Genomic DNA, 17477 nt, shown 5'->3' on the forward strand with positions numbered 1-17477 from the left:
GGAGCACCGTGATCTCTCGAGTGACGTCATCCGCCATGACGCAGACGGCCATGCGCCAGCTGCAGTCCAACCTCTCCGAGCTGGCGCGTCTGCAGGAGCAGGCGACATCCCAGCGTGCCTTCGCCGCACCGTCCGACGACCCGGCGGCAGCGGCCACGGCACTGGCGCTTCACGCCGAGCAGCGTCGCACCGAGCAGTATGCGCGCAACATCGACGACGGCCTCGCCTGGGTCACCGCTGCCGACACGGCCATCACGGCGAGCACCGCCCTGCTCGCGCGCGTGCGTGATCTGACGGCCCAGGGCGCGAACGACGGGGCGCTGGACGCGACGGCCAAGGAGGCGTTGGCGGTCGAGCTCGAAGGCATCCGCAAGGAGATGCTGTCCCAGGCGAACACGCGGCTGCTCGGCCGTTCCGTGTTCGCGGGCACGTCCGACACGGCCGCCTTCGCCGCCGACTACAGTCACAGCGGGGTGCCGGGAGCGGAAGTCACCCGTCGGGTCTCCGACGCCGCCTCTGTGCGCGTCGACACCGACGGCGCCGCGGTCTTCGGCACGGGAGACGACTCCGTCTTCGCGCTCGTGGACAAGATCGTGGCGGACCTCCGCTCCGGCACGAACGTCGGGCCCCGGCTCGGCGAGATCGACAGTCGACGCACCGCCATGCTCGGGGTGCAGGGCTCGGTGGGAACCAGGCAGTCCCAGATCGAACGCGCCAAGGAGGCGGCAGTGCAGAATTCCGTGTCCCTCGAGTCCCGCAGGACGGCGGTGGAGGACGTCGATTCGATCGAGGTGCTCGTGCGTCTGCAGGCGCAGGAGCTCGTGTACCGTTCGGCGCTCGCCGTCAACGCGCGTGTGCTGCAGCCGTCGCTCATGGACTTCCTGCGATGAGCGCCGTACTGACGTTCATCGCCCCGCCTCCGGGACTGGCTCCCCATGTGGACTTCGCACTCGCCCCCGTCGACGGGTCAGACGGGTTGTTCTCCCTGCGGGCGGTCGACGATGCGGAACTGCGCCTGTTCCTGGTCGATCCTCGGACGGTGCTGAGCGACTACGCGCCGACCCTCAGCGATGAGCAGGCGGACGGCCTCGCTCTCGGCTCTCCCGACGACGCGCTGGTGCTGGTGGTCGCCCACCCCTCGTCCGAGGGCGTGAGCGTGAACCTCCTCGCCCCCGTGATCGTGAACCAGACCACAGGAGCCGCCGCGCAGGTGATCCTGGAAGACCAGGACTACCCCCTGCGCGCGCCGCTCGGCTGACCCGGGGTGCGCGGCTCGGGTCAGCAACCCTCCGCAGGGGACGGCGGCTAATCTGGAGTCGTGATCCTTGCCGTCGATACCTCCCTGGGCACTGCCGTCGCCCTCATCGATGCCGACGGGGAACGACGTGCCGAAGCGGCTGCCGTCGACCCGCTCGGCCATGCCGAGGTCATCGGAGACCTGCTCGTGCAAGTTCTCAGCGAGGCGGGCGATGCTTCCGGCGGGGCGGGCGACACGGAGATCACGCACGTGGTCACCGGCATGGGGCCGGGGCCGTTCACCGGCCTGCGCATCGGCATCGCCGCCGCGCGCGCCTTCGCCCTCGGCCGCGACCTCCCCGTCGTCCCCGTCCCCAGCCACGTCGCGGCAGCCCTCACCGCTCTCGACACCGAGACCGCACCCTTCGCGATCGTGACCGACGCGCGCCGACGCGAGGTCGCCATCACCGTGTTCGATGGTCTCGACGACGACGGCATCCCCGCTGTGGTCGCCGACACCGTGCTCGTCCGAGCGGCAGACGCGGATGCCCACCTCGACGGCATCCGCCGCATCGATGTGTCGACGCTGTCCGCGACGGACCTCGCACGGGTCGGCGCGCGGGCTCTCGCGGCCGGCCGCACGCTCGCCGGGGAGGAGCCCCTGTACATGCGGCACCCTGATGTGACGCTCCCCGGTGCCCCGAAGAAGGTGGGCACATGACCCTTCGAGACGCCTCAGCAGATGACCTCGACGCGATCATGGCGATCGAGAACAGGTCCTTCCCGACCGATGCCTGGAGCTCGGAGACCATGGTCGCCGAACTCGTCAGCCCGCACGGCCGGTATCTGGTCGACGAGCACGACGGCGAGGTCATCGGCTACGGCGGGGTACGGGCACTGCTCGGCAGTGCCGACGCCGACATCCAGACCATCGCACTGCTCGCCGAACATCGGGGACACGGGAGAGGACGCGCCCTGTTGCGCGCTCTGCTCGCCGCGGCGGCGGAGCGTGGTGCGCGAGAGGTCTTCCTGGAGGTCAGGGCCGACAACCCCTCCGCGGAGGGGCTGTACCGTGCCGAGGGCTTCGAGGAGATCGCCCGCCGCCCGCACTACTATCAGCCGGATGGCGTCGACGCGATCGTGATGCGAATGCACCTGCGGCACCATGCGGCGCCCTCCGCGGCGGACGAGGAGGCGAAGGCATGAGCGAACCGCTGGTTCTGGGCATCGAGACGAGCTGCGACGAGACGGGCATCGGCATCGTGCGTGGGCGCACCCTGCTGTCGAACACCATCGCCTCGAGCATGGACGAGCACGCGCGCTACGGCGGCGTCGTTCCCGAGGTCGCCGCGCGGGCGCACCTCGAGGCGCTGCAGCCCTCGATCGACGCCGCGCTCGCCGAAGCGGGGGTGGGACTCGCCGACCTCGATGCCGTCGCGGTCACCAGCGGGCCAGGGCTCGCCGGCGCGCTGATGGTCGGTGTCGGCGCCGCGAAGGGCCTCGCCGTCTCGATCGACAAGCCCCTGTACGCGGTGAACCACCTGGTCGGGCACATCGCGGCCGATATCCTCACGGCCGACTCCGCGCCGCTCGAATACCCGACGATCGCCCTGCTCGTCTCGGGCGGGCACACCTCACTGCTGCACGTGCGAGACCTCACCACAGACGTCGAGCTGCTCGGGGAGACGATGGACGACGCCGCGGGCGAGGCCTTCGACAAGGTCGCTCGGCTGCTGTCGCTCCCGTACCCGGGAGGGCCGGAGATCGATCGGGCGGCGGCGACCGGCGACCCGCACGCGATCCGGTTCCCCCGCGGACTGTCGCGGGCCTCCGACCTGGCGAAGCACCGGTACGACTTCTCGTTCTCGGGGCTCAAGACGGCAGTCGCCCGCTGGGTCGAGCGCTGCGAGGCCGAGGGGATCGACGTGCCCGTCGCCGACGTAGCCGCGAGCTTCCGCGAGGCCGTCGTCGACGTGCTGGTCACGAAGGCCCTCGCCGCGTGCTCCGATCTCGGCGTCCCCCGCCTGCTGCTCGGGGGAGGGGTCGTCGCGAACCGACGGCTGCGCGATGTCGCGCTCGAGCGCGCCGACGCCGCTGGCGTCACCGTGCGCATCCCCCCGCTCTCGCTCTGCACCGACAACGGGGCGATGATCGCCGCACTCGCCGCCGAGCTCATCTCTTCCGGGCGTCCGCCGTCGACGCTCGCCTTCGGGGCGGATTCGACGCTTCCCGTGACGGAGATCCAGGTCGCGGAGGCGGTGCCCGCATGAGCGCCGCCCCCGACGCTCCCGACGCGGAGCCGGCCCCGCCCCCGACGCCGGCGGCTCGCATCGAGCGCCCCAGCGACGAGGTGGAGCACCCCGCGGGAACCGCCCGCCTTCCCGGCGCGCGGCGCGACGGCTACACCCGCCTGCCCACGGGCCCGGTGGGAATCGAACCGGTCGTCGTGACGGGACCGGACATCGACGCCCCCGAGGAGACGGAGTGGGAGCCGTCCACCGGGACCGTGTCGATCGACGACACCCGACTGGCGCCGTGGGCGCTGGTGGCCGCGATCGTGGCGCTCGGAGCGTCGTTCTTCGTGGGGTGGGGGATTCCGGTCGCAGTGGTGGCGGTCATCGCGGCGATCATGTCATTGCGTCGCCCGGTCGAGAACCGTGCGATCGCGCGCTGGGCGCTCGTGCTCGGGCTCTGCGCGACCGTCTACAGCCTGGGCTGGCTGGTCTGGGCCGGCATGCAGTTCGAGCGGCTCGGCTGAACCGATGTCGGACGCGGCCGAGCTCGCCGAGCTGCGCTCACTGCAGGCGCGGGCGTACGGTCGCGATGCATCGCTCACGGCGGCCGAAGCGCTCAGACTGCGCGAACTGGAGCGGCGCCGTGCCGAGCCGACGCCCGCGGTCGCGGATCCGCCCGTCGGAGCTCCTGTCGCAGCCTCGACGCCGGAGACAGGGAACGAGGAGCCTCAGACAGAGGACCTGCCGGGTTCGACCGACGGCGATGTGACGACGACCGGCATGGACCCGGGAGACTCGGGCGGCTCCGGTCGGCCACCGCAGAGATCATGGCTGCGTACGCGCTGGCTTCCGCTCGCCGCTGCCGTCGCGACGCTGGTGCTGGTCGGCGTCGGGCTCGGATGGGTGCTGTCCGGCGGGTCCGGGCCCGCCACCGTCGCCCTGAGTCCGGAGCAGCAGGAGTGGCAGAGCTCCCTGCTCGCCAGCGGGAACTACGACCGGGGCTCGCTGCGCGCCCTCGCCGTCGAGGAAGGTGCGGTCATCTGGGTGGCGACGAAGAATGCCGCCGCGATCACCTGCCTGCTCGTGGCGACCTCGCCGTCTGCACTGCCCAGCTGCGAGCGCACCGAGACGGTGGGCAGGACGGGACTGTTCGGCGCGGTCACGCTCGAGTCGAAGGCGGACACCCGCCGCGAGCTCAACGTGCAGATGGTGTTCACGGCCTCCGGCGAGCCTGCCGTCGCCGCGAACGTGGCGGAGTTCGGACCGGGCACCACCAATGGGATGACGTGGGCGAATGCCGACGAGGCGGAGAAGGCCAAGCGCATCGCGGATCAGGGGTTCCAGATCAACTCGCTGTGGGTGGTCGGCTATGACGGCGATGTGCCGGTGTGGACCGGAATGGAGCTCGACGGCTTCCAGACCTGCTTGATCTACGACGGCTCGGACGCGGCGTTCCCCCGGGTGTGCGCCGATGCGCTCACGATGCAGGAGCAGAGCGCCACCCTCGTGCTGAACGTGGTGGACGAGCCCAGCGGTGAGGTCGTCCGCCTGGAGCTTCCGACCGCCAGCAACGGGCACTCCTCTCTGATGATCACGCGCGAAGGAGGTGCTGACGGTGCTGCCGGAGAATGACGCCGACGAACTGCGACAGCTCCAGCGCCGCGCGTACGGCCGCGACGGCGCCGCGACCGAGGGGGAGCTGCGGCGGTTGCGTGAGCTGGAGGATGCACGGCGAGCGTCACCCGCCCCCTCGTCACCCGCCCCCTCGGCTCCCGCACCGGATGACGATTCCCGGCCAGCGCCGCCCGAACCCGCGGCCGACGTCGCCTCAGCGGCAGCGCCGGTCGTCGGTGAAGGGACCGAGCCGCCCTCCGATAGCGACGTGCCGCGCCGGCGGGAGATCCTCGCCCGGACGCTGCGTCGGCTCCCCGTGCTCGTGCCCGTGGTCTCCGTCCTGCTGCTGGCGGCCGGAGTGGGCATCGGCTGGGCGGTGTTCGCGCCGCCATCGCCGGAGGTCACGCTGACGGCGGTGCAGCAGGACCGCCGTGACGCGCTCGCCGCAGCCGACTTCGATCCCGGCTCGGTCGTGCCCCTCGCGCGAGAGGGGGATGCGCTGGCCTGGTACGCGACCCGTGAGGAGGCCGGCATCCGGTGCCTGATCCTCGACGTCGGCGCGCAGTCGCAGTCGACCTGCCTCCCGGTCGACAGCATCGGGCGCGGCCTGAGCGCGACGATCCCGGTCCCCATGGAGGACAGCGGTGACACCCCTCGCGGAGTGGAGGCGGTGAGCGCCTCGATGCTCCTCTCGACGACGGGGGAGCCGATCGTCACCCTGGAACGCTGGCCGATGACGTCTTCTTCACCGTCGCAGTTCGCGGGTGCGGAGCGGTCACGCGCGGAGGAGCTGGCCGGCGAGGGGTTCGTCTCGTCCCTCGAGATCGTCGGTTCCTTCCGCACCTTGCCGGTGTGGACCGGGGACCGCGTGTCGGATCTGGGCACCGTCGAGAAGTGCCTCATCGTCGATGCGGTCGATGCGATGACCTGCGCCGCCTCCACCGCCGCCGTCGAGTCCGGTCTCGAAACGCGGATCGACCGCGTCGACGGCGGAGACGGTGCGCTCATCGGCACCTCGACTCTCGCGGCGAGGTTCACGAGGTGGCAGACGCCCTACCTCGTCATCACCGAGGCATCGCCGGGGAAGGGAGGCCCGGGCGAGATCGTCCGGGTCGAGGCCCCACCCGGTGACCCCATCGTGGTCGAACCGCCGGGCCGCGATCCGGACGGCTGAGCGGACGTCAGCTCGCCGCGGGCACCCGGTCGGCGAGGATCGCGCGGCGCTGGTCGCCGATACGGACGAGGATCAGCGTCGCGTCCTGGTCTCCGCGCAGCGTGAGCTTCTTCCGGAAGGCGGCGGGATCGACATCCACTCCGCGTTTCTTGATCTCCAGGCGTCCGACATCGTTCGCCTTGAGCGCGGCGTTGATCGCCTTGGGGCTCGCCGGAAGCGTCTCCCTGACGCGGAAGGACTGCACGAACGGACTGGTCAGGGCTGCGTCGGATGTCAGATAGGCGATGTGTTCGTCGAGCATGCCGGCGTCGAGACTGCGGGCGACCTCTCCGATCAGCCGCGCGCGGATCACCGCCCCGTCCGGCTCGTGCAGGAAGGCGCCGAGCTCGCGCACGGGCTCATCGGCGGTGTCGGCCGCAGCCATGAGCTCGTGCGAGCGCTCGCCGCGGATCACCAGTGCCGCGCGGCGCACTCCTTCTCGGGCGAGGGATCCGCTCCACACGACGAGTTCGACCACGCTGCCGTCGGCGCTCACCCACTGCGCCTCGGCATCGGCGGGCAGTGCGTCGCGGTCGTGAGCCGGTCCGAGCTTGATGCCGGTCGGGCGACGTGCGGCCACATCGAACGCCCAGTCCAGGGAGGGGGAGTAGTCGTCGGCGGAGACACGCCTGGTCTCGCTGTGCCCGGAGGTGCGTCTGGCCGGGTCCATCCAGACCGCGTCCCCGTCGTCCAGTCTGGAGAGGGCTTCCTCCGCCGTCTCGTGCCGCACCGCGGCGTCGTCGCCGAACGGCGCCAGGTTGTATGCCGCGATGGCGGAGGTGACCTCGTCGGCGTCGACGGCGTGCACTTGGAGTCCGGCTCCGGCGAAGGCGAGCGCATCGCCGCCGATACCGCAGCCGAGGTCGGCTACACGGGTGAAGCCCGACTGACGGATGCGCTGGGCGTGCCGTGCCGCGACACCGAGCCGCGTCGCCTGCTCGAGGCCGGCCCTGGTGAAGAGCATGCGGGCGGCGAAGGGGCCGAACTTCGTCGCTGCCCTCGACCGCAGGTGCGCCTGCCCGACGACGGCGGACACGAGGTCGGGGGAGTGGCCGGCCGCACGCAGCCGCGACACCGCTCGCGCGACCTCGGTGGTCGACTCGATGGGACCGGTCGTGTCGAGAAGCTCGAGACCTTCGGGGGTGAGCAGGGCGCGCAGCTCGGACATCTCCACGGTCTCAGCCTAATCGGCCGCGCCTCGAGTCGAACCGCGTCGCTCACTGGCACTCGCATTGCGTGAGTGCCAGCCGAGCGCCTAGACTGGATTAGCACTCTCGGGTTGAGAGTGCGAACAAGTCTTTCGTGTCAGCGTCAAGAAAGAAGAGGTAGACCGTGTCGGTTTCCATCAAGCCGCTCGAGGACCGCATCGTCATCAAGCAGGTCGAGGCCGAGCAGACCACCGCGAGTGGCCTGGTCATCCCCGACACCGCCAAGGAGAAGCCCCAGGAGGGCGAGGTCGTGGCGGTCGGCCCCGGCCGCATCGACGACAACGGCAACCGTGTTCCGCTCGACGTCGCCGTCGGCGACCGCGTGCTCTACAGCAAGTACGGCGGCACCGAGGTGAAGTTCGGCGCAGACGAGTTCCTCGTCCTGTCGGCTCGCGACGTCCTGGCGGTCGTCGTCCGCTGATCTGCTGAACCTGTTCCCCGCCTCTCATGAGGGGCAGGGTGAGGTCCTCGAAGGGGGCCCGGATGCGTCTCGCATCCGGGCCCCCTTCTGCGTCCGCCAGCGTGCATCCCTTTCCTGCCAAACTCCGCCGGGAGGCTCAGCCGTCGCGGTCCGCATCCTCGCCGCGGGCATAGGGTTGTGCGGTGACCCCAGAGACGACCCGCGCCACGCAGACCGCCGGAGTCGCCTACGCCGGAGGGGCGTACCTCCTCTGGGGCGTGCTTCCCCTCTACTTCCTCCTCCTCGTTCCGACGGGTCCGTGGGAGGTCGTGGCCTGGCGGGTGCTGCTCTCCTTCGTCTTCTGCGTCCTGCTGCTCACCGTCACGCGCGGTTGGGTGGCCTTCGGCGTCATCATCCGCCAGCCGAAGCTGCTGGGGTTGACCGCGCTGGCGGGTCTGCTGATCTATGTGAACTGGCAGGTGTTCCTGATCGGAACGCTCAGCGGCAACGTCGTCGAGACGAGCCTGGGGTACTTCATCAACCCGATCACGACCGTGCTGCTGGGTGTCTTCGTGCTGAAGGAGCGCATCCGCCGACTGCAGTGGGCAGCCATCGCCATCGCGGCGATCGCCGTCATCGTGATCGTCGTCGCCTACCGGCAGTTCCCGTGGATCGCGCTGTCGCTGACCGCGTCCTTCGGCGTGTACGGGCTCATCAAGAAGAAGATCGGCCCTGCGGTCGATGCGATCAGCGGCCTGACTCTGGAGTCGTTCTGGCTGATCCCCATCGCGGTGGCGCAGCTGATCATCGTCGCGCTCACGTCGGGCATCACGATGGGCGCGAACGGGTGGGCGCACGCGTTGCTGCTGGCCTTCGCCGGTGTCGCCACGGCCGTTCCGCTGCTGCTCTTCGCCGCGGGAACCCGACGCATCAACCTCACGGTGATCGGCATGATCCAGTTCATCACCCCCGTCATGCAGTTCCTCATCGGGGTCCTGGTGCTGCACGAGCCGATGCCGGCCGAGCGCTGGGCCGGCTTCATCATCGTGTGGATCGCGATCGGCGTCTTCGTGGTCGACCTCCTGCTCGCCGCGCGACGAGGGCGCAGGATTCCACGGGTCGAGGCCGCCTGATCCCGAGGACCACGGGTCAGGGAACCCGGTCCCGGATCGTTAACGCACCGAGACACTTGCACCCCCTGTGCGCGATACTCACGCCCTAGTGTTAGAGCACCCGATTGTGGTCACAATCCACGTTCAGTTACGCAAGGGAGCATCATGAACGCATTGAAGGGCTCGCGCACAGCGAAGGTCTTCGCCGGGATCGCACTGGTCAGTGCATCCGCCATCGTCATCGCTGGTTGCAGCAGCACTCCGAGCGGGGAGAGCGGCGGCAGCGACAAGCCCGCAGCCGATCTGACGCTCAAGCTCGGCTCGCTGCTTCCGCAGACCGGCTCGCTGGCGTTCCTCGGCCCGCCCATGGAGTCGGGCGTCGGGCTGGCCGTCCAGGAGGTCAACGACGCGGCCGCCGGCATCACGATCGACCTGACGGCCGAAGACGAGGGCGACACCGACACCAAGGCCTACGAGACCTCGATCACCAAGCTGCAGGGCGCCGGCGTCTCCGCCATCGTCGGAGCTGCCGCATCCGGTGTCTCCAAGCTCATCCTCGACGGCAACGTCAGCGCCGGGATCCTCCAGATCTCCGCGTCGAACACCTCGCCCGACTTCACCACGTGGGATGACAACGGTCTGTACTTCCGCACCGCCCCCAGCGACCTGCTGCAGGGCGAGGTGCTCGGCAACCTCATCGCCGAGGACGGCGCGAAGACGCTCGGCATCATCTACCAGAACGACGCGTACGGCACGGGCCTCGACGCGGCGATCAAGGAGACCTTCGAGGGCACCGGCGGCGAGGTCGTCGCCGAGGCGTCGTTCAACGTCGGCGACGCGCAGTTCGACGCCCAGGTCGAGACGATCAAGGCGCAGAACCCCGACGCGGTCGCGATCGTGTCGTTCGACCAGTTCAAGACCATCGCGCCTCTGCTGGTGAACGCCGGCATCTCGGCCGACAAGTTCTACATGGTCGACGGCAACCTGTCCGACTACGGCTCGGAGATCCCGGTCTCGCTCGAGGGCGCGCAGGGAACCAAGGCCGGCCCCGCACTCGCCGACGACTTCACCTCGCGTCTGCAGGACTTCTGGACGGGTGAGGGCAACGCCGAGGTCAAGGACTTCACCTACGCGGCTGAGGCGTACGACGCCGTCATCCTCGTGGCGCTGGCCTCCCTGGCCGCCGGCTCGACGGACGGCGCGGACATCGCGGCCAAGATGCAGGAGGTGTCGGGCGGCTCCGGTGACGGCAAGAAGTGCACCAGCTTCGCCGACTGCGCCAAGATCATCAACGACGGCAGCACGGCCGACTACGACGGCTACTCCGGTGACGTCACGTTCGATGAGGCCGGCGACCCGCAGGGTGCGTCGATCGGCATCTACAAGTACGGTGCCGACAACATGATCACCCGCACCAACTGATCAGACGATCACACGACGAAGGCCCCGGATCCGATCCGGGGCCTTTGTCGTGGTGTCGGCGGCTTTCTCGCTCGCGGCTTCTCGCTCGCCGCTCAGGCGGCGTCGGTGCCGAGCGTGCCGAGATAGAGACCGATGACCTTGGGGTCGTTCAGCAGGTCCCTGCCACTTCCCTCGTGCGCGTCCTTGCCCTGATCGAGGACGTACCCTCGGTCGCAGATCTGCAGGCAGCGTCGAGCATTCTGCTCCACCATGATCGTCGTGACACCGGCCTTGTTGATGTCGGAGACCCGGATGAACGCGTCGTCCTGTCGCACGGGGGAGAGGCCGGCCGACGGCTCGTCGAGCAGCAGCACCGACGGGTCCATCATGAGGGCACGGGACATGGCGACCATCTGCCGCTCACCACCGGAGAGCGAACCGGCGCGCTGCTTGAGGCGCTTGCCCAGCTCGGCGAAGATGCCGGTGACGAACTCGAGTCGCTCGTCGTAGATCTTGGGGTTCTGGTACAGCCCCATCTGCAGGTTCTCCTCGATCGACAGCGAGGGGAAGACGTTGTTGGTCTGCGGCACGAAGGCCACTCCGCGCCGGACGAGCTTGTCGGCCTTCAGACCCACGATGCTCTCACCCTTCACCGTGATGTCGCCGCTTCGCACGTTCACGAGCCCGAAGATGGCCTTCAGGAGAGTGGACTTCCCCGCCCCGTTCGGACCGATGATCCCGATCAGCTCTCCCTGCCGCGCCACGAGGTTGGCACCGTTGAGGATGTTCACACCGGGAAGATAGCCGGCATGGACGTCGGTCAGCTTCACGACGACATCGTCCTGAGCCGCGCTCGTCGCTGCATCGGTCGGCGTTTCCCCGCTCATGCGGTGCCCTTTCCCTCGGTATCGGTATCGGTATCGGTATCGGTAGCGGTGCCGGGAACCGGATCGGTCGCCTCGAGCTCGGCCTCCGCTTCCGCTTCGATCTCCTCACGGAGCCTGCTGGCGGCGGCATCGGGGAGTACCGGGATACGTCCGGTGACGGCGCCGAGGTCCACGTCCTGGTGTGCACCGAGGTACGCGTCAACGACAGCCGGGTTCTCCATGACCTCGTCGGGAGGGCCCTCCGCGACGACCCGCCCCTCGGCCATCACGATCACCCAGTCGGCGATGTGACGCACCATGTGCATGTCGTGCTCGACGAAGAGCACGGTCATGCCCTCCTCCTTCAGGTCGAGGATGTGGTCGAGGAGCGACTGCGTGAGCGCGGGGTTGACGCCGGCCATGGGCTCGTCGAGCATCACCAGCGTCGGGTCGCTCATCAGCGCCCTGGCCATCTCGAGGAGCTTGCGCTGGCCGCCCGAGAGGGCCGCGGCGAAGTCCTTCTCCTTCGCGTCGAGCTTGAAGCGCGTCAGCAGTTCGCGCGCCTTGGCCTCGATCTCGTTGTCCTGTGCCCTCCACAGGACAGGGAACAGGCTGGACCAGAATCCCTCACCGCGCTGATGCGGAGCGCCCAGCTTCATGTTCTCGAGCACCGTGAGCAGCGAGAGCGACTTGGTGAGCTGGAACGTGCGTACCTGGCCCATCCTGGCCACCTTGAACGACGGCACCCCGGAGAGGCTCGTGCCGTCGAACGACCACGTGCCGCTGTTGGGCTTGTCGAATCCGCAGAGCAGGTTGAAGAGCGTCGTCTTGCCTGCTCCGTTCGGGCCGATCAGCGCGGTGATGGCTCCTCGGGGGACTTCGAGGTGATCGACGTCGACGGCGGTCAGGCCTCCGAAGCGACGCTGGACGGCGTCGACGACGAGGATCGGATCGACCTTCGCGACTCCGGGCTTCACCTCACCCTTGGTCAGGCCGGTGGTCTTCGGGCGTCGGATGCTCCCCGTGGAGGGAGCCGCGGTCACCGCGGCGTCCGCCGAGCCGGGGACCTGTTCCGGGGTCAGTTCATTTGACAAAGGTCATCTCCCTCTTGTCTCCGAGGATGCCCTGCGGGCGGAAGATCACGAGCAGCATCAGGGCGATGCCGACGAAGACGAAGACGAGGGTCGACGCCTGGCTGTCGGTCATCGGCAGCAGCCCGGCCTTCGCCATCGACGGGAGCAGGTTGGCCATGAAGGCGAACACCACCCAGAAGAGCACCGCACCGAGCGTGGGTCCGAACACCGTGGCCGCGCCTCCCAGGAGGAGGATCGTCCACAGGAAGAACGTCAGCGACGTCGAGTAGCTGCCGGGGACGACCGCGGAGGGGAGGACGAAGACGATCCCACCCGCGGCACCGATCACACCACCCACGACGAGCGCCTGCATCTTGTAGGCGAAGACGTTCTTGCCCAGCGAGCGCACGGCGTCCTCGTCTTCGCGGATGCCCTTGAGCACGCGGCCCCACGGGCTGCGCATCAGCGCCCACACCAGCAGGATGGCGATGACCAGGACGATCACGCCGAACACGCGGTTCCAGAGGTCGTTCGCGCTGTACGTCCAGGGTCCGAACCCGTAGGTCCCCGGCGGGATGGGGTTCGCGTCGCGGAATCCGCCGTTGTACTGGGCGAGGCCGTCGGCGCTGTTGGTCCATTCGTCGAACACCTGCGTGGTGAAGAGGAGACGGACGATCTCGCCCGCGGCGATCGTGGCGATCGCGAGATAGTCGGCGCGGAGCCGCAGCGTCGGTATGCCCAGGAGCACGGCGAAGAGGGCGCCGCCGACCAGGCCGATCAGCATGCCGATCCACCACGGCAGGCCGAAGCTGAGCACCGAGATGGCGTAGCCGTAGCCGCCGATCGCCATGAACGCCGCCATGCCGAAGTTGAGCAGTCCGGCGTATCCGAAGTGCACGGCGAGGCCGGTCGCCGCGAGCGCGTAGGCGATGGTGACCGGGCTGAACAGGTAGACGGCCGTGTTCGAGAAGATGCTTCCGAAGTCCATGGCGATCAGCCCAACCTTTCCCTGCGTCCGAGCAGCCCTTGAGGTCTCACGAGGAGGATGAGGATGAGGATCACGAGAGCACTCGCATACTTGAGGTCGGACGGGATCCACAGCGTCGACACCTCGACAGCCATGCCGACGATGAGCGATCCGACCAGAGCGCCGAACGCCGTGCCGAGGCCGCCGAGGGTGATCGCGGCGAAGATCAGCAGGAGCATCTGCATCCCCATGTCCCACTTCACACCGGGGCGGAAGTACGCCCACAGGATGCCGGAGATGGCGGCGAGCGTTCCCGCGAGGATCCAGACGTAACGGATCACACGGTCGACGTCGATCCCGGACGCGGCAGCGAGCTGCGGGTTGTCGGAGATCGCGCGGGTGGCCTTGCCGATGCGGGTGCGCGTCAGGAAGAAGGCCACGGCCAGGATCACGACGATGCTCACACCCATCGCGATCATGTCGATGTAGGACAGGGAGATCGGCCCGAACTGGATCGGGGTGGGGCTGGCACCGGGGAGCTGATATGTGCCTCCGCCGATGATGAACTGGAACGCGTATCGCAGCGCGAGCGAGAGCCCGATGCTGACGATCATCAGCTGGACGACACCGAGACCGCGCCGGCGGAGTGGACGCCAGATCCCGGCATCCAGCGCCCAGCCGAACAGGCCGCCGCCGATGACGGCTGCGACGATGCCGAGCCAGAGAGGAAGGTGCCAGAACGTGGTCGTGACGAGGGCGACGAGGCCGCCCCACGTGACCATCTCGGCGTGCGCGAAGTTGGAGAGGCGCGTGGTGCCGTAGATGAGGGCAGCGCCCATCGAGGCGAGAGCCAGGAGGAGTCCGAAGTTCAGTCCGCCGACGAGGCGTGAGAGCAGCTGGTCGACGAAGGAGACGGTGACCCGTTGCCCCTCGCCGAGGAAGAGGTTCATGATCTTCGTCCCGGTGAGGCCGAACTCGACTTCGAAGGAGGCCGTGGTCCCGGCGATCGGCTGGGTGCCCTCCGGAAGCTGGGTCGCATCGACGATCACGCCGTCCGGCAGCGTCGACTCATCGACCGTGAGGGTGTACTTCTCCTTCTCGGGCACGTACAGGCGCCATTTGCCGTCGGCATCGGTCTCGGTCTCGCCGTCGAAGCCCTTGCCCTCGATGGTCATGACCACGCCTTCGACCGGCTGGTCGTCGAAGGTCACGACGCCGGCGAAGTAGAAGTCGGTGACCTCCTGCCCGTCGTCCGTCGTCTCGGCCGAGGCCGCTGACGGGGGCAGGAACAGGAACGCTGTGAGCGCCATGAGGATACTGAGGAAGGCGACCACCCAGGGTCGCTTTCGCTGCACGGCGAGTGTTGTGGGTCCCACGCAACCTCCACTTTGAGTGCTGTGTCTCTGCGATCTCGGGTTTGTCCGCAGAGATGGACGACGCACTTGAGCGTAATGCGCCATCGCCGATTCACCTACGGTCGGTGCCAACGGTCCGGTAACGACGCGGCTCTGGGAATGTTCTCGGGCGTGTCTCGCTTAGAATCTTCATACGGGCCGCGGCCCCGCACCGGCCGACGTCGACCACCCCCTCGCACTCGGACATGCGCGACTCGCGCAGAAGGAGAATCCATGGAACAGCACGATCCCTTCGGCTTCGTCGGACTGACGTACGATGACGTGCTGTTGCTCCCCGGGCACACCGATGTCATCCCCAGCGAGGCCGACACCTCGTCGCGCATCACCCGGCGCATCTCGGTCGCGACGCCGCTCCTCTCGAGCGCCATGGACACGGTCACCGAGTCGCGGATGGCGATCGCGATGGCGCGTGAAGGCGGCATCGGCATTCTGCACCGCAACCTCTCCATCGCCGACCAGGCAGCGCACGTCGACCGCGTCAAGCGCAGCGAGTCCGGCATGATCACCGACCCCATCACCACGACGCAGGATGCGACGGTCGAAGAGGTCGACAACCTCTGCGCGAAGTACCGCATCTCCGGCCTCCCCGTCGTCGACGACGAGGGCAGGCTCGTCGGCATCATCACCAACCGCGACATGCGCTTCGTCTCCGGCTTCGAGCGGCAGACCACCTTCGTCAAGGACGTCATGACGCGGGAGAACCTCGTCACCGCTCCGGTGGGCGTGGCCGCAGGCGAGGTCATCGCCCTGTTCGCGAAGCACCGTGTCGAGAAGCTGCCGCTCATCGACGACGACGGCAAGCTCGCCGGTCTCATCACCATCAAGGACTTCGACAAGAGCGAGAAGTACCCGCTCGCCACCAAGGACGACCAGGGGCGTCTGCGCGTCGGCGCGGCGATCGGCTTCTTCGGCGACGCGTGGGAGCGTGCCGAGGCGCTGCGCGATGCCGGAGTCGACGTCCTCGTGGTCGACACGGCCAACGGCCAGTCGCAGGGTGTCATCGACCTCGTCCGCCGGCTCAAGGCCGACGAGTCCTTCGCACACATCGACGTCATCGGCGGCAACGTCGCCACCCGTGAAGGCGCTCAGGCTCTCATCGATGCCGGAGTCGACGCGGTCAAGGTCGGCGTCGGCCCCGGGTCCATCTGCACCACCCGCGTCGTCGCCGGCGTGGGCGTTCCGCAGGTGACCGCGGTCTACGAGGCTTCGCTCGCCGCTCGTCCCGCAGGCGTTCCGGTCATCGCCGACGGTGGTCTGCAGTACTCGGGCGACATCGCCAAGGCGCTCGTCGCCGGTGCCGACGCCGTGATGCTCGGCTCGCTCCTCGCCGGAACCGACGAGTCGCCGGGCGAGATCGTCTTCCAGTCGGGCAAGCAGTTCAAGCAGTACCGCGGCATGGGCTCGCTCGGCGCGATGCAGACGCGCGGCAAGCAGACCTCGTACTCGAAGGATCGCTACTTCCAGGCCGATGTCCCGAGCGACGACAAGCTGATCCCCGAGGGCATCGAAGGCCAGGTCCCGTACCGCGGACCGCTCGCCGCGGTCGCCTATCAGCTGGTGGGCGGGCTGCGTCAGTCGATGTTCTACGTCGGAGCGCGCACGATCGAGGAGCTCAAGACGCGCGGTAAGTTCGTGCGCATCACCTCGGCAGGGCTCAAGGAGTCGCACCCGCACGACGTGCAGATCGTGGTCGAGGCGCCGAACTACAAGAAGTAGGCGTGACACGAAGAGGGGCCGGATGCGCATCGCATCCGGCCCCTCTTCGTGTCACGCCGCTGCGGTCACCCGCAGGTGTAGGTGACGCCGTTGACTTCCCAGACGCCGGCGCCCAGCTCGGCGCACGTGCCGAAGATCGCGGCGAAGACGGTGACGGACAGGATGATCCCGATGATGCCGAGGATCGTCAGGATCGCGCCGATGATGATGCCCGCGATGGCCAGCCCCTTCGTCTGCCCGGTCTTGCCGAGTTTCACCGCGGCGACGATGCTCAGGATGAGTCCGATCGGCGCCGCCAGGAAGGCGAGGACCAGACCGACGATCGACAGGACGCGACCGGGAGGCGTGAACTCCGGCTGCGGGTACGCCGGTGCCGTGGGCGCCGGATAGGCCGGGGCTGCTGTCGGTGCGGATTCCCAGGCCGGGGCTGCGGTCGGCGGAGCGGGAGGGGCAGCGGGCGGTGTCGTCGGGGTCGAGGAGTCGGCAGCGGGCGGTTCGGGGAACGGCGGGTTCGTCATGGTCTGTCCTGTCGACGGGGGTGGGGATCGCACTGGCGGCCCGGATAGCCCCGAGCGTAGCGAGCGGCCCTCGGCGGCACCATCCCCTGTCGTCGGTCCGACCCCGGTGGGCGGGGAGACGCCGCGACTCTTCCGTCGACCCGCCGTGCGGCGTAGCGTGCGGGTATGTGCCGCAACATCATCCCGCTGAACAACCTCGAGCCCGCTGCGACCGCGCAGGAATGCCACGATGCGGCGTTGCAGTTCGTGCGCAAGATCGCCGGGACCACGGCGCCGTCGCGGGCGAACCAGGCCGTCTTCGAGAGCGCGGTCGACGAGATCGCGGCTGTCGTCGACCGTCTCCTGGGTGAGCTCGTCACCACCGCACCTCCGAAGAATCGTGAGGACGAGGCGGCGAAGCGACGGGCGCGCTCGGCCGAGCGGTACGAGGCGATCCGGGTGTTCCAGGAGGAGAAGCGCGCCGCCCGCGCAGGAGCGTAGGCGCATACCGTCGCAATGGCGGCG

General features: G+C 68.8%; 19 protein-coding genes. 13 read left to right on the top strand and 6 right to left on the bottom strand.

Annotated elements, in window-relative coordinates:
- The first annotated feature begins 8 nt into the window (after nucleotides 1-8).
- Genes flgL through ILP86_RS14935 form a run of 8 tightly spaced genes read left to right on the top strand, consistent with a single transcriptional unit; the run spans nucleotide 9 to nucleotide 6258 of the window.
- Nucleotides 9-890 carry a flagellar hook-associated protein FlgL gene (flgL, locus tag ILP86_RS14900; RefSeq protein WP_058632719.1) on the top strand — a complete coding sequence of 294 codons (882 nt, stop codon included), beginning with the start codon at nucleotides 9-11 and terminating at the stop codon, nucleotides 888-890.
- Nucleotides 887-1258: a flagellar assembly protein FliW gene (locus ILP86_RS14905; protein WP_046747407.1), complete on the top strand. Its 372-nt coding sequence runs from the start codon at nucleotides 887-889 to the stop codon at nucleotides 1256-1258. The genes flgL and ILP86_RS14905 overlap by 4 nt, the downstream gene beginning before the upstream one ends.
- A gap of 60 nt (nucleotides 1259-1318) precedes the next feature.
- Complete coding sequence (gene tsaB, locus ILP86_RS14910; RefSeq protein WP_046747408.1) at nucleotides 1319-1957, top strand: tRNA (adenosine(37)-N6)-threonylcarbamoyltransferase complex dimerization subunit type 1 TsaB; 639 nt, start codon at nucleotides 1319-1321, stop codon at nucleotides 1955-1957.
- Nucleotides 1954-2442: a ribosomal protein S18-alanine N-acetyltransferase gene (gene rimI / locus ILP86_RS14915; protein WP_058632722.1), complete on the top strand. Its 489-nt coding sequence runs from the start codon at nucleotides 1954-1956 to the stop codon at nucleotides 2440-2442. Before tsaB ends, rimI begins: the two co-directional genes overlap by 4 nt.
- Entirely contained in the window at nucleotides 2439-3506 is a 1068-nt protein-coding gene (gene tsaD, locus ILP86_RS14920) for a tRNA (adenosine(37)-N6)-threonylcarbamoyltransferase complex transferase subunit TsaD (protein WP_046747410.1), read from the top strand. The genes rimI and tsaD overlap by 4 nt, the downstream gene beginning before the upstream one ends.
- Nucleotides 3503-3994 carry a hypothetical protein gene (locus tag ILP86_RS14925; RefSeq protein WP_058632723.1) on the top strand — a complete coding sequence of 164 codons (492 nt, stop codon included), beginning with the start codon at nucleotides 3503-3505 and terminating at the stop codon, nucleotides 3992-3994. Before tsaD ends, ILP86_RS14925 begins: the two co-directional genes overlap by 4 nt.
- Nucleotides 3995-3998: 4 nt before the next feature.
- Nucleotides 3999-5102, top strand: coding sequence for a hypothetical protein (locus ILP86_RS14930; RefSeq protein ID WP_193762330.1), 1104 nt, complete (start codon nucleotides 3999-4001; stop codon nucleotides 5100-5102).
- Nucleotides 5086-6258 carry a hypothetical protein gene (locus ILP86_RS14935; RefSeq protein WP_193762331.1) on the top strand — a complete coding sequence of 391 codons (1173 nt, stop codon included), beginning with the start codon at nucleotides 5086-5088 and terminating at the stop codon, nucleotides 6256-6258. Before ILP86_RS14930 ends, ILP86_RS14935 begins: the two co-directional genes overlap by 17 nt.
- Before the next feature lie 7 nt (nucleotides 6259-6265).
- On the opposite strand, the gene ILP86_RS14940 is transcribed toward ILP86_RS14935, so the two are convergent.
- Nucleotides 6266-7465 carry a class I SAM-dependent methyltransferase gene (locus tag ILP86_RS14940; protein ID WP_218867818.1) on the bottom strand — a complete coding sequence of 400 codons (1200 nt, stop codon included), beginning with the start codon at nucleotides 7463-7465 and terminating at the stop codon, nucleotides 6266-6268.
- A 164-nt stretch (nucleotides 7466-7629) separates the two neighbouring features.
- Between ILP86_RS14940 and groES the strand changes: the two genes are divergently transcribed.
- From groES to ILP86_RS14955, 3 genes are all read left to right on the top strand, one after another.
- Nucleotides 7630-7926: a co-chaperone GroES gene (gene groES, locus ILP86_RS14945; RefSeq protein WP_017203655.1), complete on the top strand. Its 297-nt coding sequence runs from the start codon at nucleotides 7630-7632 to the stop codon at nucleotides 7924-7926.
- Nucleotides 7927-8108: 182 nt separating this feature from the next.
- A complete protein-coding gene (rarD, locus tag ILP86_RS14950) occupies nucleotides 8109-9038 on the top strand; it encodes an EamA family transporter RarD (RefSeq protein WP_058631858.1) in 930 nt (309 codons plus the stop codon).
- A gap of 144 nt (nucleotides 9039-9182) precedes the next feature.
- A complete protein-coding gene (locus ILP86_RS14955; RefSeq protein WP_193762332.1) occupies nucleotides 9183-10439 on the top strand; it encodes an ABC transporter substrate-binding protein in 1257 nt (418 codons plus the stop codon).
- Nucleotides 10440-10531: 92 nt separating this feature from the next.
- On the opposite strand, the gene ILP86_RS14960 is transcribed toward ILP86_RS14955, so the two are convergent.
- Genes ILP86_RS14960 through ILP86_RS14975 form a run of 4 tightly spaced genes read right to left on the bottom strand, consistent with a single transcriptional unit; the run spans nucleotide 10532 to nucleotide 14700 of the window.
- Nucleotides 10532-11305, bottom strand: a complete 774-nt coding sequence (locus ILP86_RS14960; protein ID WP_046747417.1) for an ABC transporter ATP-binding protein — start codon at nucleotides 11303-11305, stop codon at nucleotides 10532-10534.
- Nucleotides 11302-12327, bottom strand: coding sequence for an ABC transporter ATP-binding protein (locus ILP86_RS14965; protein ID WP_374706397.1), 1026 nt, complete (start codon nucleotides 12325-12327; stop codon nucleotides 11302-11304). Before ILP86_RS14965 ends, ILP86_RS14960 begins: the two co-directional genes overlap by 4 nt.
- A 40-nt stretch (nucleotides 12328-12367) precedes the next feature.
- A complete protein-coding gene (locus tag ILP86_RS14970) occupies nucleotides 12368-13345 on the bottom strand; it encodes a branched-chain amino acid ABC transporter permease (RefSeq protein WP_058631857.1) in 978 nt (325 codons plus the stop codon).
- A 5-nt stretch (nucleotides 13346-13350) separates the two neighbouring features.
- Complete coding sequence (locus tag ILP86_RS14975; protein WP_371861869.1) at nucleotides 13351-14700, bottom strand: branched-chain amino acid ABC transporter permease; 1350 nt, start codon at nucleotides 14698-14700, stop codon at nucleotides 13351-13353.
- A 252-nt stretch (nucleotides 14701-14952) separates the two neighbouring features.
- Between ILP86_RS14975 and guaB the strand changes: the two genes are divergently transcribed.
- Nucleotides 14953-16455 (top strand): IMP dehydrogenase, encoded by a 1503-nt coding sequence (gene guaB / locus ILP86_RS14980; RefSeq protein ID WP_193762333.1) that lies wholly within the window; start codon nucleotides 14953-14955, stop codon nucleotides 16453-16455.
- A 65-nt stretch (nucleotides 16456-16520) separates the two neighbouring features.
- Here the strand turns inward: guaB and ILP86_RS14985 are convergent, their stop codons facing one another.
- Nucleotides 16521-16973, bottom strand: a complete 453-nt coding sequence (locus ILP86_RS14985) for a hypothetical protein (RefSeq protein ID WP_193762334.1) — start codon at nucleotides 16971-16973, stop codon at nucleotides 16521-16523.
- Between the two features lie 165 nt (nucleotides 16974-17138).
- On the opposite strand from ILP86_RS14985, the gene ILP86_RS14990 reads away from it, so the two are divergent.
- Nucleotides 17139-17453 (top strand): DUF2277 domain-containing protein, encoded by a 315-nt coding sequence (locus ILP86_RS14990; protein ID WP_061018604.1) that lies wholly within the window; start codon nucleotides 17139-17141, stop codon nucleotides 17451-17453.
- Nucleotides 17454-17477: the final 24 nt, after the last annotated feature.

Origin of the sequence: Microbacterium sp. R1, assembly GCF_015159725.1 — a bacterium.
In the GTDB taxonomy this organism is placed as follows: Bacteria; Actinomycetota; Actinomycetes; order Actinomycetales; family Microbacteriaceae; genus Microbacterium; species Microbacterium oxydans.

What these genes read in the sequence shown, in the direction of transcription:
- ILP86_RS14985 (WP_193762334.1), bottom strand. Translation starts at nt 16,973, where the DNA reads ATGACGAACCCGCCGTTCCCCGAACCGCCCGCTGCCGACTCCTCGACC.
- ILP86_RS14930 (WP_193762330.1), top strand. Translation starts at nt 3,999, where the DNA reads ATGTCGGACGCGGCCGAGCTCGCCGAGCTGCGCTCACTGCAGGCGCGG.
- ILP86_RS14955 (WP_193762332.1), top strand. Translation starts at nt 9,183, where the DNA reads ATGAACGCATTGAAGGGCTCGCGCACAGCGAAGGTCTTCGCCGGGATC.
- ILP86_RS14925 (WP_058632723.1), top strand. Translation starts at nt 3,503, where the DNA reads ATGAGCGCCGCCCCCGACGCTCCCGACGCGGAGCCGGCCCCGCCCCCG.
- tsaD (WP_046747410.1), top strand. Translation starts at nt 2,439, where the DNA reads ATGAGCGAACCGCTGGTTCTGGGCATCGAGACGAGCTGCGACGAGACG.
- guaB (WP_193762333.1), top strand. Translation starts at nt 14,953, where the DNA reads ATGGAACAGCACGATCCCTTCGGCTTCGTCGGACTGACGTACGATGAC.
- rimI (WP_058632722.1), top strand. Translation starts at nt 1,954, where the DNA reads ATGACCCTTCGAGACGCCTCAGCAGATGACCTCGACGCGATCATGGCG.
- ILP86_RS14960 (WP_046747417.1), bottom strand. Translation starts at nt 11,305, where the DNA reads ATGAGCGGGGAAACGCCGACCGATGCAGCGACGAGCGCGGCTCAGGAC.
- ILP86_RS14970 (WP_058631857.1), bottom strand. Translation starts at nt 13,345, where the DNA reads ATGGACTTCGGAAGCATCTTCTCGAACACGGCCGTCTACCTGTTCAGC.
- ILP86_RS14940 (WP_218867818.1), bottom strand. Translation starts at nt 7,465, where the DNA reads ATGTCCGAGCTGCGCGCCCTGCTCACCCCCGAAGGTCTCGAGCTTCTC.
- ILP86_RS14990 (WP_061018604.1), top strand. Translation starts at nt 17,139, where the DNA reads ATGTGCCGCAACATCATCCCGCTGAACAACCTCGAGCCCGCTGCGACC.
- ILP86_RS14905 (WP_046747407.1), top strand. Translation starts at nt 887, where the DNA reads ATGAGCGCCGTACTGACGTTCATCGCCCCGCCTCCGGGACTGGCTCCC.